This window comes from Thalassotalea algicola (assembly GCF_012932965.1).
Lineage (GTDB): Bacteria > Pseudomonadota > Gammaproteobacteria > Enterobacterales > Alteromonadaceae > Thalassotalea_F > Thalassotalea_F algicola.
This window is the reverse complement of the sequence record NZ_JABBXH010000004.1, coordinates 135,453-161,280: the sequence shown is the minus strand read 5'-3', so window position 1 is coordinate 161,280 and position 25,828 is coordinate 135,453. Positions and strand designations below refer to the sequence as shown.

General features: G+C 37.5%; 17 protein-coding genes. 10 read left to right on the top strand and 7 right to left on the bottom strand.

What is annotated here, in order from left to right; all coding sequences use genetic code 11:
* Positions 1-150: 150 nt before the first annotated feature.
* From pheS to HII17_RS12715, 3 genes are read left to right on the top strand one after another with little or no spacing between them, the layout of a single operon-like run.
* Positions 151-1,131, top strand: a complete 981-nt coding sequence (gene pheS / locus HII17_RS12725) for a phenylalanine--tRNA ligase subunit alpha (protein WP_169075761.1) — start codon at positions 151-153, stop codon at positions 1,129-1,131.
* An 11-nt stretch (positions 1,132-1,142) separates the two neighbouring features.
* Positions 1,143-3,542, top strand: coding sequence for a phenylalanine--tRNA ligase subunit beta (gene pheT / locus HII17_RS12720; protein ID WP_169075760.1), 2,400 nt, complete (start codon positions 1,143-1,145; stop codon positions 3,540-3,542).
* Positions 3,543-3,545: 3 nt separating this feature from the next.
* Positions 3,546-3,839, top strand: a complete 294-nt coding sequence (locus HII17_RS12715) for an integration host factor subunit alpha (RefSeq protein WP_169075759.1) — start codon at positions 3,546-3,548, stop codon at positions 3,837-3,839.
* Between the two features lie 57 nt (positions 3,840-3,896).
* Here HII17_RS12715 and HII17_RS12710 read toward each other — a convergent pair whose 3' ends face one another.
* The 3 genes from HII17_RS12710 to queC all read right to left on the bottom strand — a co-directional run bounded on the left by HII17_RS12710 (position 3,897) and on the right by queC (position 6,635).
* Positions 3,897-4,412 (bottom strand): DUF2937 family protein, encoded by a 516-nt coding sequence (locus tag HII17_RS12710; protein ID WP_169075758.1) that lies wholly within the window; start codon positions 4,410-4,412, stop codon positions 3,897-3,899.
* Between the two features lie 2 nt (positions 4,413-4,414).
* Positions 4,415-5,863, bottom strand: a complete 1,449-nt coding sequence (locus tag HII17_RS12705) for an HDOD domain-containing protein (RefSeq protein WP_169075757.1) — start codon at positions 5,861-5,863, stop codon at positions 4,415-4,417.
* 115 nt (positions 5,864-5,978) lie between these two features.
* Positions 5,979-6,635, bottom strand: a complete 657-nt coding sequence (gene queC / locus HII17_RS12700; RefSeq protein ID WP_169075756.1) for a 7-cyano-7-deazaguanine synthase QueC — start codon at positions 6,633-6,635, stop codon at positions 5,979-5,981.
* A gap of 76 nt (positions 6,636-6,711) precedes the next feature.
* On the opposite strand from queC, the gene queE reads away from it, so the two are divergent.
* Positions 6,712-7,386, top strand: coding sequence for a 7-carboxy-7-deazaguanine synthase QueE (gene queE, locus HII17_RS12695; RefSeq protein WP_211185356.1), 675 nt, complete (start codon positions 6,712-6,714; stop codon positions 7,384-7,386).
* Between the two features lie 2 nt (positions 7,387-7,388).
* On the opposite strand, the gene pdsS is transcribed toward queE, so the two are convergent.
* Both pdsS and pdsR read right to left on the bottom strand, forming a co-directional pair.
* Entirely contained in the window at positions 7,389-9,542 is a 2,154-nt protein-coding gene (gene pdsS, locus HII17_RS12690) for a proteobacterial dedicated sortase system histidine kinase (RefSeq protein WP_169075755.1), read from the bottom strand.
* The gene (pdsR, locus tag HII17_RS12685) at positions 9,539-10,249 is read right to left on the bottom strand and encodes a proteobacterial dedicated sortase system response regulator (protein ID WP_169075754.1); all 711 of its coding nucleotides are present in this window, start codon (positions 10,247-10,249) and stop codon (positions 9,539-9,541) included. The genes pdsS and pdsR overlap by 4 nt, the downstream gene beginning before the upstream one ends.
* 202 nt (positions 10,250-10,451) lie before the next feature.
* On the opposite strand from pdsR, the gene pdsO reads away from it, so the two are divergent.
* Together pdsO and HII17_RS12675 are read left to right on the top strand one after the other, a co-directional pair.
* Entirely contained in the window at positions 10,452-11,189 is a 738-nt protein-coding gene (gene pdsO / locus HII17_RS12680) for a sortase-associated OmpA-like protein PdsO (protein ID WP_169075753.1), read from the top strand.
* Between the two features lie 63 nt (positions 11,190-11,252).
* Positions 11,253-11,972: a hypothetical protein gene (locus HII17_RS12675; protein WP_169075752.1), complete on the top strand. Its 720-nt coding sequence runs from the start codon at positions 11,253-11,255 to the stop codon at positions 11,970-11,972.
* Here the strand turns inward: HII17_RS12675 and dinG are convergent.
* Positions 11,959-14,064, bottom strand: a complete 2,106-nt coding sequence (gene dinG, locus HII17_RS12670) for an ATP-dependent DNA helicase DinG (protein WP_169075751.1) — start codon at positions 14,062-14,064, stop codon at positions 11,959-11,961. The genes HII17_RS12675 and dinG overlap by 14 nt on opposite strands.
* A gap of 83 nt (positions 14,065-14,147) precedes the next feature.
* Here dinG and HII17_RS12665 point away from each other — a divergent pair, with 83 nt between their 5' ends.
* Both HII17_RS12665 and HII17_RS12660 read left to right on the top strand, forming a co-directional pair.
* Positions 14,148-16,523, top strand: coding sequence for a DNA polymerase II (locus tag HII17_RS12665; RefSeq protein ID WP_169075750.1), 2,376 nt, complete (start codon positions 14,148-14,150; stop codon positions 16,521-16,523).
* 105 nt (positions 16,524-16,628) lie between these two features.
* The gene (locus HII17_RS12660; protein WP_169075749.1) at positions 16,629-17,801 is read left to right on the top strand and encodes a cystathionine beta-lyase; all 1,173 of its coding nucleotides are present in this window, start codon (positions 16,629-16,631) and stop codon (positions 17,799-17,801) included.
* Positions 17,802-17,867: 66 nt separating this feature from the next.
* Here the strand turns inward: HII17_RS12660 and HII17_RS12655 are convergent, their stop codons facing one another.
* Positions 17,868-20,273 carry a S8 family serine peptidase gene (locus HII17_RS12655; RefSeq protein ID WP_169075748.1) on the bottom strand — a complete coding sequence of 802 codons (2,406 nt, stop codon included), beginning with the start codon at positions 20,271-20,273 and terminating at the stop codon, positions 17,868-17,870.
* A gap of 640 nt (positions 20,274-20,913) precedes the next feature.
* On the opposite strand from HII17_RS12655, the gene HII17_RS12650 reads away from it, so the two are divergent.
* Positions 20,914-22,632, top strand: coding sequence for a S8 family peptidase (locus HII17_RS12650; protein WP_169075747.1), 1,719 nt, complete (start codon positions 20,914-20,916; stop codon positions 22,630-22,632).
* A 47-nt stretch (positions 22,633-22,679) separates the two neighbouring features.
* Entirely contained in the window at positions 22,680-25,808 is a 3,129-nt protein-coding gene (locus HII17_RS12645; RefSeq protein ID WP_169075746.1) for a ligand-binding sensor domain-containing protein, read from the top strand.
* The last annotated feature ends 20 nt before the right edge of the window (positions 25,809-25,828 follow it).

Here is a 25,828-nt window from a genome sequence, read left to right as displayed (position 1 = left end):
TAGCTAACTTCCTTTCTCAGATAAATTCTTTAAAAATGCAATAAAAACCCTTGTTTTACGCTACTTTTCATTACTTTTTTTGTGTAGAATTAGCCACTATTTTTTATTTGATAATGTCTATTTAAAGCAAAACTGCTTTTAGAGGAACTCATGAACTTAGACGATATAATTTTGCAGGCAGAAAAAGAAATAGCACAAGCTGCTAGTCCTGCTGCTTTAGATGAAGTTCGAGTAAGCTACCTTGGTAAGAAAGGTATCTTTACTGAACAAATGAAAGGCTTAAGCAAGCTACCTAAAGAAGAAAAACCTAAAGCTGGTCAAGTAATAAATCAGGCGAAACAGCAAGTACAGAAACTGTTAACCGCCCGTGGTGAGCTTTTAAGAGCAGAAGAGATTAAAGTAAAGTTAGCTGCAGAATCAATCGACGTAACTTTACCTGGTAACACTAGTGAAATTGGTGGATTGCACCCAGTTACTCGTACCATTGAACGAATTCAGTCATTCTTTAGCGAGTTAGGTTTTGAAGTTAAAGCAGGCCCTGAAGTTGAAGATGACTTCCATAACTTCGATGCTTTGAACATTCCTGAACATCACCCAGCTCGACAAGATCATGATACGTTTTATTTCAACCCGAAATTAGTATTACGAACACAAACGTCAGGTGTACAGATCCGTACCATGGAATCAGAGAAACCACCACTGCGTATTATTTCCCCAGGCCGTGTATATCGTAATGATTACGATCAAACTCATACACCAATGTTCCATCAGGTAGAAGGCTTGCTAGTAGATAAAGATGTTAGCTTTACCCACCTTAAAGGTATTTTGCACGATTTCTTACATAACTTTTTTGAAGAAGATTTAAAAATTCGTTTCCGCCCATCGTATTTCCCATTTACTGAACCTTCTGCAGAAGTAGATGTTATGGGTAAAAATGGTAAATGGTTAGAAGTATTGGGCTGTGGAATGGTCCATCCAAATGTCTTAAAATCTGTTGGTATAGACCCTGAAGAGTACACAGGTTTTGCATTTGGCATGGGTGTCGAGCGATTAACTATGCTTCGTTACGGTGTGAATGACTTACGCTCATTCTTTGAAAATGATCTTCGTTTATTAAAACAATTTAAGTAGGACTAGCGATAATGAAATTTAGTGAATCTTGGTTAAGAGAGTGGGTTAACCCTGAGAATTCATCAGAAGAGTTAGCGCACCAAATCACCATGGCTGGTCTTGAAGTTGACGGTGTAGATCCTGTTGCAGGTGAGTTTTCTGGTGTTGTAGTTGGTGAAGTTGTTGAATGCGGTCAACATCCAGATGCAGACAAATTACAAGTTACCAAAATTAATGTTGGTAGTGCAGCTGCAGACGGTGAGCTATTAGACATTGTATGTGGTGCAAAAAACTGTCGACTTGGTTTAAAAGTCGCTGTAGCTATGGTTGGCGCTGTACTTCCGGGTAACTTTAAAATTAAAAAAGCAAAATTACGTGGTCAACCTTCATTTGGTATGCTGTGTAGTGAGTCTGAACTTGGTATGGCAGAAAGTGCTGATGGTATTCTCGAATTACCAACAGATGCTCCTGTAGGCACTGATATTCGAGAATATCTAGATTTAAATGATAACACTATTGATGTTGATTTAACTGCTAACCGAGGCGATTGTCTAGGTATTAAAGGTTTAGCACGTGAAGTTGGTGTTTTAAATGGTATGGAAGTTAACGAAATTGCCATTACGCCAGTTATACCAACAATAGACGATACTCGAGAAATTAAGCTTTCTGCACCAGCAGCTTGTCCTCGATATCTTGGTCGTGTTATTAAAAATATCGATTTAAATGCCATCACACCATTATGGATGGTTGAGAAATTAAGACGTTGTGGTGTTCGTTCTATCGATCCGGTAGTTGATATTACAAACTACGTATTGTTAGAACTTGGTCACCCAATGCACGCCTTCGATTTAGCAAAAATTGATGGTGGCATTGATGTTCGATTTGCAAATAAAGAAGAAAAGTTAGTACTGCTTGATGAGAACGAAGTAACGCTTTCAGAAGAAACCTTAGTCATTGCTGATGAGCAAAAATCATTAGCTATGGCAGGTATCTTCGGAGGGTTGCATTCAGGTGTTACAGAAGGTAGTAAAGACATCTTTTTGGAAAGCGCATTCTTTTCTCCGCTAGCTATTCTTGGTAAAGCTCGACAGTACGGTCTGCATACAGATGCATCTCATCGCTACGAACGCGGTGTTGATCCACAGTTACAACATGATGCAATGGAAAGGGCGACTCAACTTCTTCTAGACATCGTTGGTGGAGAAGCAGGACCTATAGTAGAAGCTAAATCTGACGAAGATATTCCTCAACCAAGAAAAGTAAACCTTCGAAGAGAAAAGTTAGATCAACGCATTGGTTTGCACATTGAAACAGACAAAGTCTCTGAAATCTTAAATCGTTTAGGATTTACTGTAGAGTTTGCCAATGATGTTTGGAATGTCACCGTGCCAGGTTATCGTTTCGATATTTCAATTGAAGTTGATTTAATTGAAGAAGTAGCACGTATCTACGGCTATAACAATATTCCAAATGTAGCGCCGCAAGCTTCTTTATCAATGCGACAACATAAAGAAAGTAACTTAAGCGTATCAAAAGTCAGACAAGCGTTAATTAACCGCGGATACCAAGAAGCGATTACTTATAGCTTTGTTGACCCTAAAGTTCAGGAGCTGATTCACCCTGATTGTGAGGTAATGACATTACCTCATCCGATTTCTTCTGAAATGTCAGTAATGCGCTTAAGTTTATGGACAGGCTTATTACAAGCTGTGACTTATAATCAAAATCGTCAACAAGCTCGAATTCGCTTATTTGAGACTGGCTTACGTTTTATACCAGACGAATCAGCAGAAAATGGTGTACGCCAACAACAAATGATTGGTGGTGTTATTTCAGGTACCCAGCATCAAGAGCACTGGAATTTAGAAAAAGCAGCGGCAGACTTTTTTGACTTAAAAGGTGACGTTCAGGCTTTACTAGCTGTAACAGGAAAAATTGAAGAATTTGAGTTTGTAAAAGCTGAAATTGATGCAATGCACCCTGGTCAAACAGCTGCCATTTATAAAAATGGTGAGTTAGTTGGTCATATAGGAACCTTACATCCTGAATTAGAAAGGAAATTAGGGCTAAATGGTCGCACATTAATGTTTGAGTTATTGCTTGGTCAAATTTTAGACTTGAATGTGCCGCTAGCGCAGGAGGTTTCTCGCTTTCCGGCAAATCGACGTGACGTAGCTGTAGTGGTTGAAGAACATGTTGAAGCAAAAAAAGTGTTACAACTCATTGAAAAGGTTGGCGGAAATTATTTAGTTGATCTAAACTTGTTCGATGTATACCAAGGTAAAGGTATCGAACCAGGATTCAAGAGTTTAGCAATTGCTATGACATTGCAAGATAATGAAAAAACACTTGAAGAAAAAGACATTACAGAAGTTGTAAATCGTGTGGTCGATACATTAAAGAATGAATTAAATGCATCACTGAGGGATTAAGCAATGGCTCTAACCAAAGCAGAAGTCGCAGAGCACCTTTATGAAAAAGTCGGGTTAAGTAAACGCGATGCGAAAGATATGGTAGAAATATTTTTTGAAGAAATACGTGAAACCCTAGAAAAAGGTCAACAGGTTAAATTATCTGGTTTCGGTAACTTTGATCTTAGAGAGAAAAGTGAACGTCCAGGTAGAAACCCGAAAACTGGCGAAGATATTCCGATTTCTGCACGTAAAGTCGTAACGTTTAGACCTGGGCAAAAGCTTAAAAGCCGTGTTGAAGACGGTAATGGGCAATAATTTTTGTTAATTATTTTATAGATAAAAAAGGCTGCTTATGCAGCCTTTTTTTATTAGCTAATATCTCGCTGGTATTCCTACAAGTCGTCCTAGTAAAGTACTAAGTAAAACTCTTAACCAAACAAATACAAAGCCTAGTATTAGCCCAGAACTCATTGCTTCAATTGAAATTGGCACAGCTAGTTGATAATAGCTACTAACGGTCTTTACGTCTTCAAGTGTTAAATACTGAATAAAATTTATTACTTGGTGAATATAGCTCGGCGTTTCGAGTTTTGAAATGGCGTTGCTGAGGAATTCGTGTCGCTGTTGTAAGTCCGCGACTAATTGTCCCGTTTGTTGGAAAGCGGTTTTATCATTTTTTAAGTACTCGTTGATTAATACCTTTATATCGCCACCATATGATTGATCTGCGATTTTTTGGTAACCATCTATATGCCACTGATTTTCGCTTAGTTTCCCAACCAAATATTGCTTATATTGTTGAATAAACTCTGGCAGTTGTACTGCAACGATAAAACCCAAAGTAAACAGGCAATAGTCTACTGTTGATTTAACAGCGTTCATAATCATGATTATTTCTTAACCGGGGTGATCATAGAAAGACACATACTTAAATGTTGAATAAAAAATTGAAATTTATTGAGTTCATCGTTACTTATTTCATTGATATTTGAACGTTGGGCAACGATAACACCAATATTGTTTTGTTTAATATTAACAGAGCCTAGCGCTAAGCTTTTTTGTTCAAATAGTTTATCTACGGGGTAAGGAAATTCAGCGGCTAAGTGCTCCTGTTGACTATTAATTTTAATTGCTTGGTTATTCCGCAGTATACGATTTAATGAAGAGTCTTTTTTACCTGTAACAAATGTCAATGAACTTTCTACAGGCTTACCTGCTCGGTCGAATGTATGCCTACATGATAAGGAGGTTTTATTTGAAGTCAGTAAATAAAACGCACAGTTATCAAAAGCTAATATTCTAGCTATCTGAATGAGTGTATAGTCAATAAATTGATTAATGTCTTTAGAAGAGAGTGTCATTTCACTTAAATACTGTAATGCTTGCAATAACGCCGCCTCTTTATTCGAAACTTCTTCTATTATTTGCTGATCAGAGCTTAGTAGTTCGGAACTTTTCGGGAGATCTTTGACTAAATCAGCTAGCATCTGCGCACCGTATGACGCTAAAAGCTCTACGGAGTTTTCTTTGACTTGATGTATTTTGTGAGCCAATTGCCTTTCATTGATATCCATTATTGTAGCAATTTGCGTCATTAACTCTTCATAGTCCTTTGCTGGTGGTGGCCTTTCTATATACTGAACGAGTTTGTCAGCAAGATAGATAACCTGCATTTCTTCCGTTCTTTGCTCGGGATGATCAAGAGACTTAACTAATAAGTCACCTAAGTTCCATGTTTTAGCCAGCCCAGTACTTAACTCATCGAAGCTGATACCAATTAGTTTGTTACAGGCTTGCTCGTAGTCTTCTCTAGGTAATTCGACAAGTTCTTCCAGTTCATTTTTAAATTCCTTACCTAAGCACCAAAATGCAGTTTCACCAATCCTGCGCAACATGGCGGCTAAATAAACTTCCTCTTTGGTATCATCGCTATAATTAGGTAGCATCATTTTGGCTAACTGACCGGCATAAAAAGAGTTAGCCATTAATTGTTTGATTTTATTATAGATACTTATGTCTAAGTCTTTGTTCTTAAGTAGGCTTTCGATAATTTTAGAAGTTAAACAAATATTCTTAACTGTCTGTACACCTAAGATAACTGTAGCTCGTGAGACTGTTGAAACTTGATTTACACCGTATCGTTGGACACTGTTAGCAACTTTTAATAAGCAGGTAGAGAGTGCCTGGTCGTGGAGTATGGCTTTACTAAGCCTAGGTAGGGATGAAACATCATCGTTGGCGAATTTATCTAAAAGTTGAGCCGTAGAAGTTAATGCAGGTAACTCTCGTTTCGATATTAATGAAATCCAATGGTCTGTGTTTGGTTTTTTACCTGTCACGTAATCATCCACTACATCTACTAATGTCTACCATTGTTATCTAAACTGACCGTGATTTGCAAATTATATAAGTTAGACAAATTTTGGCCGCATCAAAGTCAACACGGCCTTTTACTTATTCGTACTCGATAGGATCTGTGGCGTTATTATCACTAAATGCTTCGAGCCTTTCACGGCAAGCACCACATTTGCCACAGGCTCTTTCACGACCGTTATAACATGTCCATGTTTTACTATAATCCAATCCCATCTTTAATCCGTCTGTTAAAATAGCCGTTTTACTGACAGTTAAATAAGGGCTAAATATCTCTACAGGTTCGTAGTTAGCAATCTGACATACGTCATTCATTTTCATCACAAATTCAGGGCGACAATCTGGATAAATCGCATGATCTCCAGAGTGAGCACCATAGTAGACTTGAGAGGCGCCTACCGACACAGCATAGCCAACGGCTAATGAAATTAAAATCATATTGCGGTTAGGTACAACAGTAGACTTCATGCTGTCTTCTTCGTAATGACCTTCCGGAATTTCTATGTCATCAGTAAGAGATGATCCAGATAAAAGCTGGTTAATCGCGGAAATATCAATAACTTTATGAGTTAGCTTAAGCTCTTTACAAATAGCTTTTGCACTTTCTATTTCTTTAACATGGCGTTGACCATAATCAAAAGTAAGTGGGTATACTTGCTTTCCATCTTTAATGGCTCGGTTTAACACGGTAAATGAGTCCATGCCACCAGAAAAAATAACAACTACTTTTTCAGTCATTTAATTTAACTCTTGAGGTATAATTCAGGTAATTGGTGAATTTTACTGTAATAAACAGGTACGCTAAAGCAAAACTATGGCAATAACTTATAAAATTAATGAAATCTTTGAAACACTGCAAGGCGAGGGCTCTTTTACGGGGCAACCGTCGGTGTTTATTCGTTTGCAAGGGTGTCCTGTTGGTTGTTCTTGGTGTGATACAAAGCATACATGGGAAGTTAACAGCGATTTGCGAATACCAATAAGTGATTTGCTGGCACAAAAAGAAGAAACAGAAGATTGGGCAGAACTAACTGTTCAAGAAATATCGGATCTGTTTAGAGCGCAAAAATTTAAGGCAAAACATGTTGTTATTACGGGCGGTGAGCCTTGCATGTATGATCTAATTCCACTCTGTTCGCGGTTAGAAAGTGAAGGTTTTAGTACTCAAATTGAAACTTCGGGCACTTATGAAGTTAAGACTACAGAAAACTGCTGGGTTACTGTGTCACCAAAAGTTAATATGAAGGGGGGCTATAAAATTCTCCCACAAGCAATGGCTCGCGCCAACGAATTGAAACACCCGGTCGCTACTGAACAACATATAGATGATTTAAAATTGTTACTTAATGACTTTTCTGTTCAAGACAAACAGGTTTATCTACAGCCAATTAGTCAAAAGCAAAGAGCTACAGAATTAGCGATCAAAAGCTGTATTGAAAATGATTGGCGATTATCGGTGCAAGTACATAAATATATTGGTATTGAGTAAGACTATTCTGATAACGGTATTTCAATATTAATTTGAACACCGTCAGGGTTGGTACAATTTTGTGCACTTATGGTACCTAAATGATATTCACATATTAAGCGGGCGATAAATAACCCTAAACCCAAATGGGGTTGCTGATCTGCACTCTTATTGGTTTCTACTCTCATTGACACCATAGAATTAAATAAACGGTTCTTCATTTCGTCTGGGAGTTGGGGACCATTATTTTTAATCGTGAGCACCATATTCTGCTTTAACGTAATAAGCACTATTTCTACGTGTTTATCTTGGCTAAATTCGACTGCATTATTAACCACTTTTTCTAGCATTTGCGCAAAATGCTCTGGTGAACCGTTAATAGAAATGTTTTGATTTGTATTGTTAAAAATAAAGTCAATTTCAGGGTGAATTTGCTTAAAGCCGCTTATGCAACTGTTTACTACTTTAAAAGCGTTAAAAGCATATTTGTCCGTATGTTGTAATAACTGTTCGACACGCGTCGCTTCAGTCATACTCGTAATAATGTGATTTAATCGATGAACGCCGCTTTCAGCTCTGTCTATATATGCTTTAGCTTGTTCTGGAATAGGGTACATGCTTAAGTTTTCGATAGAGGTTCTAACGACCGCAATTGGTGTTCTCAATTCATGCGATAGTCTAGATGAAAGATTTTCTAGGTATTGGTTGTACTGAGTGAGTCGAGAAACAGCTGTTGAAAAGCTACGTGACAAATCACCAATTTCATCATTACTCGCGAGTTGTGGTACGTCTTGCTTTACACGTCCTTGTTCATCAATTGCAGCTTCTGCATAGTTTCTTAGTTTTCTAATGCGGTTTGATATACGAGATGCAAAGAAGAAAAAGCTAAAAGTACCAACCAATAATATTGCTAATATCGAAGTAAATAGCTGCTCTAGTGCTCGATTTCTTAGGGTTTTAATGCCATTAGTTGTTTCTTCAACGATTACTGCGCCTTGTACTTGGTCAGATATGTAGATCGGGTAGGCTGCTGATAAAATTACAGCTTGTTTATCGGTACTTAAACGCCATTGGCTGTTTACTTGACCCTTTAATGCTTTTTCAACATGAATACCCTCGATATAACTTTCATCATAGATTTGGTCATAAAAGTTTTGTGTTGGTCTTGTCAGTACTTTGTAATATATAGGATGGAGAATGTTGGCTTCTAGCCAAGACCACCAATCATCAGTATTAGACTCAATTGTTTCAGAGCGCCATACACCGCTAGCGGTGTTTAAATCGCCTGCACTTGCTAATACGCGTTGATGTTTATCGATCACCCAAACGCTGGACTGCGTGTAGCTCATTCCTTTTACTATTCGTTCAATCTCAGGTGAGGGGACTAATATGGTACCTAATTCGTTAGCAACAGAAGTATTTGCCGAGCCAATTAGGCTTTTGGCCTTTTGTCCTGGTACATCAACATCAGCTATAGAAAAACCAATACGACTATCGATGTGAGCTAGCGGGATCCTAAGTTCAAGGTTATAACCAACATTCGTTGCCTGCCAAACACCTTGTATATAATTTACCGGTTGTGGAACCTTACTTTGTTCATTAATTAAATAGGGCTCTACCCAGCCATCGGTTTTGTTACTAACAATGTATTGCTGAAAAAGGCCATTCTCGTCAATTAAACTGAGTTTCAGATGATCGTTTAAAAATACTGAACGTGAGTTATTTCCTCGATAAACAACATGGTTATCTATCACATTAAAAAATAGGTATAAGAACTTGTCGTATTTTCCTACAGCAGCGTTGTAATGGAGGTTGTTGTTTTGCGCAGCGTTTTGCTGCCATATAATGTTTTGTTCATTATAAAAGTGGGACTTCTTTTCAAATTCTGGCCAATCGTTATATTTTCCATCTAATTGAATTGGTTGTTTTATTTTGAATCCGTAAAGATCTTTGCCTTTTTCTACATTTGGCAAAAATGACGCCTGATTATTAAATAGATTTGGCCTATCATGAAGCGCTGTTGCTAATGCGCGAGCCGTCCCAACTAAGGTTTGCTCCTGACCATAACGGAGGTATTTTTCCATTTCCCAGACATATTGGTAGCCAAACCATGGAATGGTAAAGAGAAAGCAGGAAAGAATAACTAATTTAGCACGTAAGCCTAGTCTAACTTTCATTGATGGTTGCTCTTATTATTTTCATTCCAGCGATAACCCATACCATAGACAGTTTCTATACAATTAAACGAGGAATCTATTTTCATAAACTTCTTTCGTATACGTTTTATATGTGAAGTAATCGTACTGTCATCGACAAAAATTTGAGAGTCTTGCATTAATTGTTGTCTATTTTTCACATGACCAGGAGTTTTTGCTAGGGCATGTACCATCCAAAATTCGGTTACCGTCAACTCTATATATTGTTGTAACCATTGTACGGTCATTTTCTCACTATCAATGGTTAATGCCCCACGACTAATGAGCTTGTCTTGTTCAACTGGTTTGTCTTGAGCATCTTGTCGCCTAAATAAAGCAGCTATTCTTGCTGTTAAATGTGGCAGGCTAATATCTTTGGTTAAGTAATCATCTGCGCCAATTCTTAAACCTGAAACGGTATCGACATCATTGTCTCTTGCAGTAAGAAAGATTATTGGCAAGGTTGATGATTTGGCTCGAAGCCATTGACATAAATCAAAACCAGCATCGTATTCATTATGAAGGCCGATATCGAGTATAACTAAATGCGGTAAGTGAATGGCAAATGCTGCTTCAGCAGTTTGTTTATTTGAAAAGCTTTGAACTTGATAGCCTTGTAACCTTAATACGTCGGCGTAGTTTTCTCTTATCGCGTCGTCATCTTCTACGATAGCAATACGTTTAGTCATTGACTGCTCTTTGATTGGATTTGATGATTAATTTACTCAAACTATATCGCAAACTTGTATTGATAATCTGCAAATAGATGTAATTGCTAGATTGTTGCCACAATTGTTCGTTAATTTGCCATGATTGCCACCTAATTTCGACGTTTTTTCTGTGTTTAATAACTATCAAGTTCCCAATAAACAACTTAGATAGGACATAAACATGAAAAAATTACTATTAACTTCAATTATTGCTAGCTCAATTATTTTAACGCCTTTGACCCATGCAAATGACAAGCAAGGTTTATCAGATCAACATGAAGAAGAAATTAGCTTTGGTGCAGGTGCAATAATTGGTGGTATTTTAGGTGGGCCAGCTGGCGCAATGATAACGGGGTTAGCTAGCACATTTATTATGAAAAATGTGAATAATGAAGAAAAGCTTGTGGCACTTATAGATGAAAAAGATCAACAAGAGGCTTCCTTTCAAACACAAATAGCGCAGTTAAATAAACAAATGAGAAATGCTGAACACCAATATCAACAAGAGTTATTAGACTTGGAAAATGTTCAACAAAAAGCGGGGGCCTTGCAAGCGAGTAATCTTATGATGAGCTTGCAATTTAAAACCGGCTCTTCACAAGTACCTGAGTACTACCAAGAGCAAGTTCAAGCGCTAGCTAACATTTTAAACCACGAAACAAACTTAACTATTGATCTATCGGGGTATACAGACTTATTAGGAGACAGTGAGTTGAACCAAAAACTATCTCAAGCGCGCGCGAATTCAGTTAAAGAACAGTTGGTAGCATTTGGTGTAGACGAGGCTCGAATTAGTACCTTCGCCTTTGGAGATAAAAAACCTGTTGTGGCAAACGCGCAAAATCAATCGAGTTATTACGATCGCCGAGTGATGATCAGTGTAAAGCAGCCTAGCGAGCAAGTTGCTAAAAATTATTGATACATTGGCAGATTCATCTAATACCGCTCATACTGAGAATAAAGTTAACATTGTATTTTTAGTATGAGACGGATTCTTACACTTATCTTATCACTTTCCTATAGCTCTTTGTTGTTTGCCAATGTGCCTACTATTACGATTAGTTCAGGAACTTATTCTGAAAAATCTCTTTTATACCCTATAGAGAAATATATTTTTAAAAGTTACAGTCGTCTTGGTTATCGAGTCAATATAATTGAACTTTCCGTGGGACGCAGCATTAAGATGGCTGAAAATGGGGAAATAGATGCCTTAATGATAAAAGCTGAGGAAGTCGCCAATAGCCTTAATAATTTAATCAAAGTACCAATCCTACTATTAGAAGGTGAATTCATGCTTTATTGCCAAGCACATGTTGATTGTGACTTTAGCGTTTTAAACGACCCCGAAATTATTGTTGGAGTGCTTAGTGGTGTAAATCTTCCGACCCAGTATTTGTCGACTAAATCAGCATCAATGTACCAAATATCAAAAGGCTCTCAACTTGCAGAGGTTTTTAAGAAAAAACGAATTGACTATATTCTGACTTTTGAAATAGATGGCATTAATGTGTTTGATTTTAATCTTGCTAACGATATTCAAAAACTTCCGATTAAAAAAGTTAAGGGATATCACCTAGTGCATAAAAAACATCAAAAATTAATTCCAGAGATAAAGGCAAGTATTGAACAGACAATTAAAGAACTCGGTCCAATCTCAGATAATATAGAACGATATTTTAATGAAAATACTAGCGTTCAATAACTCTTTTAAATGGCGGTAGTGCATCTAATAGCTCACCTCCATATCGTTTTGTTACTACTCGTTTATCCAATAATGTTATAACTCCCGTATCTGCTTCATTTCTAAGCAGCCTACCACAGGCCTGTATTAATTTATTTGATGCTTCAGGTACCGTTATAGACATAAAAGGGTTTCCTCCTTTTGCGGTAATATATTCTGCATGAGCCTCTTCCACTGGCGAAGTAGGTACCGAAAAGGGTAATTTAGTAATAATTAGGTTAGTTAAATATTTACCAGGAAGATCTAACCCTTCAGAAAAGCTTTGAGTACCAAAAATAACGCTTTCTTTATCGTTGTCACATTTCTTCTTGTGGTTTTCGATAATAAACTGGCGAGATTGTTCCCCTTGCATTTGTAATGATAGCTTATGTTTCTCCCGCATCACTCTAGCGACTTGTTCCATTTGCCAATATGAAGAGAATAACACCAATGTTGCTTTATCTTGTTTTATTAGTTCAGGAAGCAATTTAGCTAGCTCATCAGTAAATGAAGGGTGATTAGGTTCAAATCTTATATTCGGAATCACTAACCTTGCATTATTTTGATAATCAAATGGTGAAGACACTTGCTGATATTGTGTACCATCATTGATATCAAGCCCAACTTTTCTTCTAAAATGATCGAATGAATTAAGTGCAACGACTGTCGCTGAGCAAAGCACCGCTCCTTCACACTTAGACCAAAGGTTATCTTCTAGTGTAAACCCAACTTCTATAGGGGAGGCAGACAGTAAAAAATCTTGCTTTTTACCTTCTAGTTTTTCTAACCAACGCGCTAGTGGTGCCACTTTGTCACTATCGGTTCTATCATACATTTTCCAAAGTGCATGAAAATTCTCTAAACGTTGGATGAGAAAACCACATTCAGCTAATAACGGCTCTGCTAAATAGGATTGAACTTCACCATCTTTGACAGCTTCCAATAACAACGCATACAACTTATTGCTGTGAGTCAGACATTTACGACTGTACTCTGCCAAATCTTCTGCGTTAGTTTTTATAAGCTTTGGAATAATTCCATGTTCAAATCGATAGCTTTCTTGACCTGCCTTATTATCTAGACTTTGCTTATCATTAAAAAAACTGGCTTGATTTGATTCTATAAACTGACCAACTTTTTGCAAATCAGCTTGTAGACTTTGACAGTCATCGGCGAGTTTCAACGCTGGCGATATTGCTGATTGGCTCTTTACTAGCTTACTAATTTTGTCACTTGCTTCCGTCAGTTTTTGAAGCCATTCAAGGGAGCCTTTTATGGTTATAGCTGCACTTGAATGGTCACGCGTTACCTTAGGGAGGTGATGCGCCTCGTCAATAATATAAAAGGTTTCGTCAGGTTCTGGTAGAATTCGGCCGCCGCCCATTTCAAGATCTGAAAGTAACAATGAATGGTTAACTACGAGCACGTCGGCATCGTCCATAGCGTCACGCGCTTTATGGAATGGACAGTAATTATGTTCGGCAATATGCCTTAAACAGCTATGCTTGTCTGATTGAATAGCTTGCCATATATGATTTGGTATTGTGTCTGACCACGAGTCTCTATCGCCTTGCCATTTGTTATCTTTTAGCGCTTTATACAATTGTTTAATTAACTTAATTTCATAGGCACTTGGTTTTTCAGCAAAGGTAAAGCCTGCTTGTGGGCTATCATTGTCTGCTGCAGCTGTTGCAAGCTTTTGACGGCATACATAACGTTGCCTTCCTTTTGCTAAAGTAAACTTAAAATCAATTCCTGCATTGTCTTTAATGAAGGGTAAATCTTTATCTACTAGTTGCTCTTGTAGTGCGACGGTTGCGGTAGATATGACTACTTTTTTCTTTTTAGCGAGCGCCAATGGAATGCTACTTAAGCTATAAGCTAGTGACTTACCTGTACCTGTTCCTGCTTCTATAACAATTATTTTTCTATTTTTGTCGTATTCACCAGCAAGTGTTTTAGCAATTTCAGCTATTAAAAATGTTTGCTGTTTCCTAGGGTTAAAATTAGGTAGGTTTTCGCCAATTGCTTTATATGAAGCGCGTATCGCTTGCTTAATTTTTTCGCTTAACATTAGCGCGTTTGTTCCCATTGGCGTTTGAATCGATTAAACTGCTGTATATATTAACAGTTTGTTCGGTGCTTTGGCGAGAAATAATGGCAGCAAGTCTTCAAAGTGGTTTTGTTCTCACTCGCAAAACCTATGATACGTCAAAAGGTATGGTTATTTCTTTATGGCTAATAACTAAAGACGGCCCTGTTAATCTGCAAGTTACAGATGAAAAAGCTATTTTTTTCATTGAGCAATCATCTAAAGAAAAAGCCATTCGATTATTAAAAGAAAATGGCATTACCCCAAGCAGAATCGTGCCCTTGGCACTTAAGAGTTTTCAACAACAGCCAATTTCAGGTGTGTATTTTGACTATATTCGTGAATTCTATCAGGCAAGAGATGTATTAAAACAACATAAAATTAAATGCTACGAAGATGATATTCGTCCTGAAGAACGTTACTTAATGGAGCGTTTCATTACAGATAATGCAGAATTTAGTGGTATTGAAAAACACACTATCAATAGCGCGTTAACATTAATTCATGGCAAATGTAAGAAAGGGCATGGGCAAATTAATTTAAAAATGGTGTCAGTTGATATCGAATGCAGCCCTAAAGGAGAACTATACTCTATCGGCCTTTATGCGGAAAAATATCAATGTGTAATGATGATAGCCGACAAGCCAGATCCTAAAGAAGGTTATGATTACATAGAGTGGCTTACAAATGAACCAGCCTTGTTAACACGTTTTGTTCAATGGGTTGGACAGTTCGACCCAGATATTTTTATTGGCTGGAATGTCATTAATTTTGACTTTAGTTTGTTGCAAAAGCGCTTTGATCTTCACAACATTCCTTTCGCTATTGGTCGAGATAATCGTGAGCCTAGTTGGCGGACTTTAAAATCATCTGAACAACGTTTTATTGGTATCGCCGGTCGGGTTGTTGTAGATGGTATCGATTTATTAAAAACAGCGACCTATAACTTCCCAAGTTTTTCATTAGATAATGTCGCGCGCGAATTACTTGGGAAATCTAAGAAAGTTGAGGATGTTGAGAATAGATTAAAAGAAATAGTAGATAATTTTCATCATGATAAACACGCTTTGGCGGCTTATAATTTAGAAGACTGTAAGTTAGTTTGGGAGATTTTTGAACATACGCAACTATTAAACTTTGCAATGTTAAGGTCTAAACTTACTGGCTTAACATTAGATAGAGTTGGCGGTTCGGTAGCAGCTTTTACTAATTTGTATTTACCTAAACTGCATAGATCTGGCTATATAGCGCCAAATTTAGGCGACGGTAAATCGGATCTTGTCTCTCCAGGTGGCTATGTAATGGACTCTACACCTGGCCTTTATAACAATATCTTAGTGCTAGATTTTAAAAGCCTGTACCCAAGCATAATTCGTACTTTTTTTATTGATCCTATGGGGTTAATTGAAGGTCTTAAGTCTCCTACAAGTAGTGTAGAAGGGTTCGATGAAGCTTATTTTTCACGAGATAAGCACTTTTTGCCTGCAATCATCGATGAACTTTGGCATGAACGAGATAAAGCAAAGCTTGAAAATAATTCTGCTTTGTCTCAAGCGATAAAAATTATTATGAACTCTTTTTATGGCGTTTTAGGTTCTACGGGCTGTCGATTTTTCGATCCTAGGTTGTCGGGCTCAATAACTAAAAGAGGCCATGAGATTTTAAAAACAACGCAAAAGTGGATTGAGGAAGAGGGCTTTAACGTAATCTATGGTGATACGGACTCTATATTTGTCCACATTGGTGAAGCACATGATAAAACACAAGCTCGCTTACTAGGTGATAAACTTGAGAAATTAATCAATAAAAAATGGCATGAACATATAGAAAGCACTCATAAAGTTAAAAGTAAGCTTGAAATAGAATTTGAAACTCACTTTTCTAAATTTTTTATGCCAACAATTAGAGGTTTAGAGATTGGCACTAAGAAACGCTATGCTGGTTTAATCAAGGAAAAAGGTACGTCCCGACTCGTGTTTAAAGGGCTAGAAACCGTAAGGACGGATTGGACGCAATTAGCAAAGGACTTTCAGCAGGAACTATATCGTAGAGTGTTCAACGAAGAGCCTGTGGTAGATTTTATTCTTAAAACAGTTGAGAATGTCCGAAAAGGGAAACTAAACGACAAATTAGTCTATCGAAAGCGCATTCGTAGGAAACTATCCGAATATCAAAAAAACATTCCCCCTCATATTAAAGCTGCAAGAGCTGCTGATGAATTAAATGCATCAAATGGCAAGCAACTTAAATATCAAAAGCGAGGTTGGATCGAATACGTAATGACCTTGCAGGGCCCCCAAGCGATAGAGCATCAAAGTGCTTCGTTAGATTATCAATTATATATTGATAGGCAGTTAAAGTCGGTCGCCGATGCTATTTTGCCTTTTATTGACTTGTCATTTGATCAAATTACCGATAATCAGCTTAACTTGTTCCAATAAGTTATAGCTTTTGAATAGGCTTTTCGATTATATTTCTATAAGATGTATAGACGGCTAGATTGCCAGTGTTATTTTGTTTGATACAAGTAAGAATAAGGCGACTTAATGAAAAAGCAAACACGTATAGTAAATGCAGGTCGAAGTAGCAAGTGGACTAAAGGAGTTGTTAATCCACCTGTGCAGCGAGCATCAACCGTGGTATTTGACACTGTTAAAGAAATGAAACATGCGACAACTCATAGAGCCAATCAAGTATTGTTTTATGGTCGCCGTGGTACCACAACCTCTTTTGCTTTTAGTGACGCTATGACCGAGCTAGAAGGCGGTGCAGGTTGTGCGCTTTACCCTTCAGGAACGGCTGCTATTACCAATGCTATTTTGTCCTTCGTAAAAACTGGGGACCATATTTTAATGGTTGATACCGCATATGAACCTACACGTGATTTTTGCGACAAAATGCTGACTAAACTTGGCATTACAACAACTTACTATGACCCTTTAATTGGTAAAGATATAGAATCATTAATTCAAGCAAATACGACAGTTGTATTTTTAGAGTCACCCGGTTCACTAACGATGGAAGTGCAAGATATTCCAACGATTGCAGAAGTTGCACATAATCACGGCTGTATTGTTATGTTAGATAACACATGGGCTTCACCGATTAACTTAAAACCTTTTGAATTAGGTGTAGATATCTCAATTCAGGCTGCAACAAAATACGTTGTAGGGCACTCTGATGTCATGCTAGGTACAGCAACAGCTACATCAGAATATTGGCCGACATTAAGAGAAAGCAGCTATACCATGGGGCAATGCACTTCGCCGGATGATTTATATTTAGCGTTGCGAGGCATTAGAACGCTCGGCGTAAGAATGAATCAACATGAACAAAATGCGTTAAAAATAGCTAAGTGGCTATCTAAAAGAGAAGAAGTCGAAATTATTTTTCATCCTGCTTTTGAAACATGTCCTGGCCATGAATACTTTAAAAGAGATTTTCTTGGCAGCAACGGTTTATTTTCGTTCGTTTTGAAGCCTCAGGTTGTAAAAAACTTAACGGATTTTCTTGATGGCATGAACCATTTTAAGATGGGTTACTCCTGGGGCGGATTTGAAAGCCTAATTATTGCAGTACAAAATGTTGGTGCATTAAGAACGGCAACAGATTGGACTTATGAAGGACCACTTGTCAGGTTGCACGTTGGTTTAGAAGATGTAAACGATTTAATATCAGATTTAGAAGAAGGTTTTGAACGATTAAAATCAGCAGAGTAATTATCGTTTTAGTTAAAAAGGGAAGGCTAAGCCTTCCCTTTTATTTTGTGATTTTATTTATAACGCTTAAGGGTTATAAACTACATCTAGTTTCATGCCGCTTGCCGCACGATAGCCGTATAGACCGATGTGCCATGTATCAGCAATAGGGTTGCTGAATGAACAAGTTTCATTGTTGCCGTTTTCATAAGGGCGACAGTCGTAACTACTGCTCGTTGGTTGAGCGCCACGTTTAATATACATATCAGCGTCTCCTGTACCACCGCTTAACGTGAAGTCTAGTGTCGACATGCCAGCTGGAATATCAATTGTGTAGTATTTCCACTCTCTTCTTGACACTGAAATATCAGAAACCGATGCAGAACCACCTGTAGCGCCACCACCAGTGCTGCCTTCTGTAAAGCTACCTGTTAATGTAACGCCAGAAAACGCTGAATAAGCAGAAACTTCTACATAATATGTGCCTGCTTGTGGTGTAGCGAATGAACAAGATTCAGTATTTCCATTTTTATATGGACGACAGTCATATGATGATGTTGTTGGCTCAGAACCAAACTTCACATATAAGTCACCATCACCAGAACCACCAGACATATCAAAATTAAGGTCCGTTGCGCCTGCAGGTACGTTCATAGTAAATGATAGTACTTCAGATGTATTTGCAGATAAGTTGTTTTGTGCAACACCATTAACTAATTCACCACCAGTAGGAGGGTTAGTAGTGCCACCACCACAGTTTCCAGTTAAGCTATCTGAAGCAGATTTAGCCTGTACTAAACCATAGCCTGTTTTATCGTCACGACCGGCAGCATCTAGATCGACAGCTGTTGATTTCAAAGCGTTTCTTACTTCTGTAGGACTACAGTTTGGATTTTTACTCCAAACAAGCGCTGCTACACCTGCAACATGTGGCGTCGCCATCGACGTACCGTTATAGTAAGCATAATCTTGGTTTGCATTTACTGTTAAACTGACATTGCTGCCAAGTTGTCCAGCAAGTTGCTGACCTAATTGACGATTAACTGAAACAGTAGGGACAGTAACATCGCTATTTCCGTCTACTAAAAATGGATTTTGTAAACCTGGACGATCACTATTACTGTATACGATAACGCCTGCAGCACCTGCGTCTGCACAAGCTTTAGCAGGGTTTATTTCAGGATAATTACTTCCAACTTGGTTACCATTTCGCTCTGCTAAACAGATGTTACCCGCAACATCATTACAGCTATAAGAACTGCCAGAAATTGTACAGCTACCCAAAGTACCGTTTGCTGAGCCGTTAATGTTATTAATAGAGAAGCTTGAACCACTTTGAACATAACGACTTTGCGGAACAACCTCGTCGTTGCCATAAGTAGTACCACCAATTGATATGTAACCTAAACGACCATCTCCAGCTACGGTAGATAAAATAGCTTCACCAGGTGCCGCTATTTCGACTTGTGAGGTATATTGAGAAAATTCTGCATGTTGACCGTTTTGATCGACAGCACCTACTGCCATTACAGAGTCATATGAGGCAGGGTAAGAGAACGTTGCGTCACCGTCGTTACCAGCAGCAGCAATTAGTAGTACACCACTATCTGCAGCGGCTTGAAGTGAGTTTTTCTCTGTGTTGTTTGAACCAGAGCCACCTAAACTCATATTCACGACTTTAGCACCATTATTGACACAAGTATCAACGGCATCTACAAGATCGCCAGTGTAACCCCAGCCCTCTGCATTGAATACTTTTACGATATGTAAATTGACATTGGTATTTGGCATCACACCAACAACACCTTCACTATTATTCACAGCAGCAATAGTACCAGCCACGTGAGTACCGTGAGAGCCGCCAGCTTGGTACCAATTACCTGTTCCAGAGTTATTAGTACCTGTTGCATTGTTTGCAGACAGATCAGGGTTGTTCTGTTGATAACCAGAGTCAATGATACAAACCGTCATATTTGCAGCGTCATTATCATTTACTAAATCAGATTGTGTGTTAGCAATGCCCCAAGGTTCATTCTGTGCCATGAAGTAACGTTTGTAATCTGGCTCTACAGAAGAAACTGAGCGGTGCTTCTTCAGCTTAGCCATTAATGTTGTTAAATCTTTTATATTCTTTTCTTGGCCAATAGAAACAATGTGTTTGCCATTGTTTAATGTTTTAACTGACTTTAGGTTTAACCCTGTAGTCTTAGACATTTCACTACTAAAAATTTTGAAATCAGGTTTATCATTTACATAGGTGATGATTAAACGGTCAGTCATATCACGACGAGCTTGTTTCTTATCGTTCATCCACTGTGCAAAATCACTAGTGTTTGCTTTAGCTTTTTCAGCAGCTTCTTTTAGTTTGACTACTTTGTTTAGCGCATTTCGCTCTAATGCTTTTTCATCCTGAAACGTATTTGCATTTACATAGCTTGTCGTAGCTACTATTGAAAGGGCGAGTGTGCTCAGCATAAATTTACTATTTTTCATTACTGTTTCTCTCTGAATTATCGGGGCAACTTAGAGTTAAGCTTTAAATTTAATTCGTTAGTTGCGTTAGTTTTTTTGTTTTTCTTATTGTTGTTTTTCAACACTATTAGCATCTGTCGAGACGCTATCTCTCGCTAGTAAAATACGGCCAGCATGTCGTACTTATGCGACTTGACCAATTATCGTTGTAATCTTTTAAGTTTTTGTAATATATAGGTAATATTTTTAAGTGTCGTTTTTATATTAAAAAATGGCGTAGTTGTACTAGAGGATAAAAGTTAAATAAGTAGGATGATGCTATTGCCCTGACATGGATGTCACAGTGGCATTTATTCAAGCTTAATTGTTTGCATAGATACGGTCCAACAAAGCTAAAGAAATGGCAATTTAATAATAAATATATTTTGAAATTATTAGAAAATGTTAACTAATCAATTTGATACGTTTTCTGTATATACTTTAATCATTAAAGTTTTATAAAAAGAGTTTATAAATATTTAAATTTACATTATTGTTACGAAACATTAACAAGTGTTGTATTTAAACGGAAAAGAGTATTTAGCCATTTGTTGAAATTAGTTTGCTTCTTTAGAAAAGGATCACTTGAAGTAATAGCGGTAATTCACCCTAAGGAACAACGATGACGCAAAAAAATAAAAATATCATTCAACCTCTTGTTGCGGTAATTATTACTTGTAGTTATTTGCTCGCGGGAATAGCAAATGCTGAGAAAGTAATTACCAGTACGCTATCTACACAAGCAACTAGCTCTTATATTTTATCTAACAAAGATTTACCTGCATTATTAAAATTGGTTAAATCAATGGGGCTAAAGCCTACCCATAGCTTACCTATTATTAACTCTATTGCTGTTAACCTAACACAGAATCAATTAGTTAAAATTCAAAAAACACTTCCTGTAAAAGTAAGCCAAAATCATAACGTTAAAAGCTCTGCCTGGGGAAGTAGTAAGAAACGTTTTCAGCCTTTAGCTTCTGTTCCATACGTCATTGATGCTGACTTAGTTCATTACTTTTATAATTTGGGTGAAGGAGTGACTATTGGTTTCCTAGATACTGGCTTAGATCAGTTAAAGGGCCTTGATTATGATATGCAAGGTCGAGATAAAGCATGGGGAACTTATGATGCGATTAACGATACTATAAGTAACTATGACGATGAAGCTAGTGGTCACGGTACACATGTGGCGAGTGTAGCAGGTAATAGTGATACAGACATGTATGGTAACGTTTATGGAGTAGCGCCTAATGCTGCTTTAGTCGGGATCAAGGCGTTTGATGCGGAAGGTAAAGCATCATATGCAGACATTATTAGAGGGATTAGCTGGGCTTTAGACGTAAAAGATCAAATTAACTTACGTGTACTTAATATGTCGTTTAGTGCACCAATTCGTTCTCATTATTGGGATGATCCGTTGAATCAGGCTGTAATGAAAGCTTGGCAAGAGGGTATGGTAGTCGTAGCATCTGCAGGCAATACAGGACCAGATCCAATGACTATTGGTGTGCCAGGAAATGTACCGTATATCATTACGGTAGGCGCTATGTCGGACAACTATACGATTACTGAGGGTACTGACGATAGACTTGCGACGTTTAGTGCGGCTGGACCAACTTATGAAGGATTCGTTAAGCCGGAAATAGTAGCACCAGGCGGGCACCTATCGGGCTTAATGTCTTTTGATAGTCAAATAGTGCAAGCGCATCCTGAATATCATGACGGAGGTCGTTATTTTGAAATGTCTGGTACATCACAGGCTGCGGCTGTAGTTTCAGGTGTGGCAGCTCTAATTTTAACAAAAGATCCAAGCTTAACGCCTGATCAGGTAAAGTGCCGAATTATTGCTGGTGCAGATTTAGCTTTAGATGGGCAGGGTAATCTAGCATATAGTGTTTTTCAGCAGGGCGCAGGAATGGTTAATGCATTTAACTCTCTCATTAGTACAGTAAAAGACTGCGCAAACCAAGGGCTTAACATAGCAAAAGATTTGTCTGACGAAGAGCACTATTCAGGTAGCGCAAATATTAACGAAGATGGAAACTTTTATGTTAAAGGACTAAGTGATGCGTATATTTGGGATGTTAGTCAGCCTATTAATGAAGAGCTAGGTTATAAATGGCACTCAGACACTTATGTTGATCATTTTATTTGGAAAACCAGTTACGATATCAACAATTTTGATTGGGAAAGCCAAACGGAAGTCGATCACTTTATTTGGAAAACTAATGTCGATCATTTCATCTGGAAAACCAATGTTGACCATTTTATCTGGAAAACTAATGTTGAAGTCAGTACGACTGAACAAATTAGCGTTAACAACTGGGTTGAACAACAGTAAAAAAGCCTAGTATATTTGGTTAATAACTTAAAATAGAGATGGCAAACTTGAAAAAAATTATTGTACTTTTAGTTTGTCTCTCTTATTCCTATCCTTTGTTTGCAAACTCCTTCGATATTTTCAAACGATTTTCAATCGAAAACCCATTGTCTTATAAAGCCATTTACGCTATCGCACAGGACCATGATGGTTTTATGTGGTTTGGTTCGCAAGAAGGCCTCCATCGTTATGATGGGTATGATGTTGTTACATATTTGCACGATAATAACGTTTTAACATCACTTTCCTCAGATGTCGTTAGTGACATATTAGTTGATAGTAAAGGCCGGCTGTGGGTTGCAACTAGAGAAGGGTTGAACCTATTTAATCCGTTGATAAATGGTTTCAATCATTTATCAACAGCTAAGCTTTTAAGTAGAAACATAAATACATTAATGGAAGATTCAAATGGCAATATTTGGGTAGGAACAGAAAAAGGAATAAATGTACTGTCTGAAAACGAAGGTAGTTGGAATGTAGTTAATCATTATTTGATTGATATACCCATTCACGCGTTTAACCAGATAAATGATGGCAATATATGGATTGGGACGAATGGTAACGGTATTTATACGTTAGATACCAATACCCAGATGCTCGTAGCCATTGCATTTGATGAATTATCTACAGACGTAAATTTCGCTAAACTTATTAATGCAATACACCAAGATGATTTAGGTAATGTTTGGGTTGGCACTGCAGAAAATGGTTTAGTAAAAATTGATACTCGAGTTGGTAAGAAAGTCCATTTTACAGATAAAAAGTCTGGTAGCTTAGCTCTGGCAAGTAATACTGTTGAAGCGATTTATCAGGATTCTAGGCAAAATATTTGGATCGCTACAGATAAAGGCTTATCTATTTACGACTTTTCCAATAAATCATTTACAAAAGCTAAGCACTCAAATGCGAATATGTTTAGTCTTGCCGGAAATTTTGTTTTAAGCATTTATGAAGATGACAGCCAAATGGTTTGGGTTGGTACAATGTCGGGAACAAGTCGTTGGGACCCTCATATGGCTACGTTCAATCAATATGATAAAAACAACGAGTTGTCTCTTTCTAGTAAGTTAATTACAGGGTTTACTAATTTTGGTGAAAACTCTACTTTAATTAGCTCTTACGATGGACTTGTATACCAGCTAGATTCAAAGACTAATGACATGACGGTTTTGCTTGAGCCTAGTGAAATAGGAAGGGTCAGAATAAGTGCCTTGATGTCGGAAGAGCAAATCATTTGGATAGGTACACGCTCTTCAGGATTAATTAAATATGATTTACGAGCTAAACGGGTAATTCGACATTATAAATTTAATGGTAACGAGCAAGATAGCCTTTCTGCCAATAGTATTACCGATATTTATAGAGACTCAAATAGTAGGCTCTGGGTAAGTACCTACCACAATGGCCTTAACTTATTATTGCAAGATAATTCATTCAAACGTTTTACCTATAATGAAAAAAAACCAACTAAAGGACCGAGTATAAGTCATGTGTTGCAAGTGGAAGAAGATAAGCATGGCGATATTTGGCTTGCTACATATGGCGGAGGACTTAATCGACTTGACGTAGATTCAGAAGAGTTTACGCACTTAAATCATAACCCAGATGATATTGGTACCATTAGCAGTGATTTGAGTTGGATAATGTTGTTTGATCAGCAAGGAAATTTATGGAGCGGCAGCCAAGCTGGTGGCATTAACTTTCTCAGCCATCAAAACATTAAACGTAATAACTTCATATTTGAGCACTTCGATATCAAAGATGGCATGAAAGACCAAACCGTATACGGCTTGGTTCAGGATATTTCAGGGAATATCTGGTTTAGTTCTAATAATGGTATTTCACGATATTCACCTACTTCAAAGGTATTTAAACATTTCGACAACAGGCATGGTTTAACTGATTTAGAGTTCAACCATGGTGCGGTGTTCAGAACAAAAAACAATATTTTACTATTTGGCAGCGCTCGAGGTTTTAACGGTATTAACCCTAGCAAAATAATTGATGCTCAGCCGGCTCCGATCATCAAGCTAAATAATATTTATAAACTAAATGAACCAATCTTGTTTAAACAGCCGTTATCTTCGTTAAATACTGTAAATTTTGACTATCAAGATCAATTAATATCCTTCGAGTATGTAGGATTAAACTATAGCGAACCAGAAGCAACACGGTATAAATATCGCTTATTAGGCTTCGAAGATGAATGGATTGATGCAGGTAAGCTAAGGCGTGCTACTTATACAAACTTACCTGCTGGAAGTTATACGTTCGAGGTTACAGCAGCTAATAGCGATAACGTATGGAGTAACCATACGTATCAGTTAAATATTATTGTTAATCCTGCGCCCTGGAATACGTGGTGGGCCTATTTGCTCTATGTATTCTTTTTAGCTTTTGCTTTACTTTTATACTCACGTTTGATGAATCGAAAATTACTTTCTGAGCAAGATCAACGTGCGTACTTAAAAGAGCAAGTTATAGAAAAGACAGAAAAATACGTTCAAAAGAATAGCGAGTTAGAGCAAGCGAATCGTCAATTAGAAAAAGTAGCAATAATTGATAAAGTAACGGGTGTTAAAAGCAGACGGTATTTAGATATATATATTGAGCAAGCTAGCAAATTGATGCTGCAAATCCATAACAACTTAAAGCCTTTACAGCGAAGTTTGTTACCTAGGCTTTATATATTAATGGTTCAAATCCAAGATATTAATAAAACGTCTAATAGCCAGATTATCAACATTGTTGATTTGATGGAATATAGCAAGAATGAGGACGATTTGGTTGTTAGATGGTCTGAGAATGTTTTTGCAATTATAGGTTATGAAAAGGGCAATGATGCCGCAGATTTATCGACTAATTTAACTCATCGATTTAAACATGCCTTTGATCAAGATATTGACATTAAGCTAGCTTATAGTTTCTTTCCGTTCGATTTAGAGCAACCATTCGCTTATAGCTGGGATCAAATTAGCGTGCTAATAGAGTTGTCTCTCAAGACAATACAGCATAATAAAATGGTGAATTGGGTAGGAATTCACGGACCTAAACAGGAGTCTTTCGATTTTATATCTGTCATGGAGTTAGACAGCTTAGAATTACTATCCAGTTATCTTTATTTAAAACACCAGTAAAACGAGATTTACATTGCTAC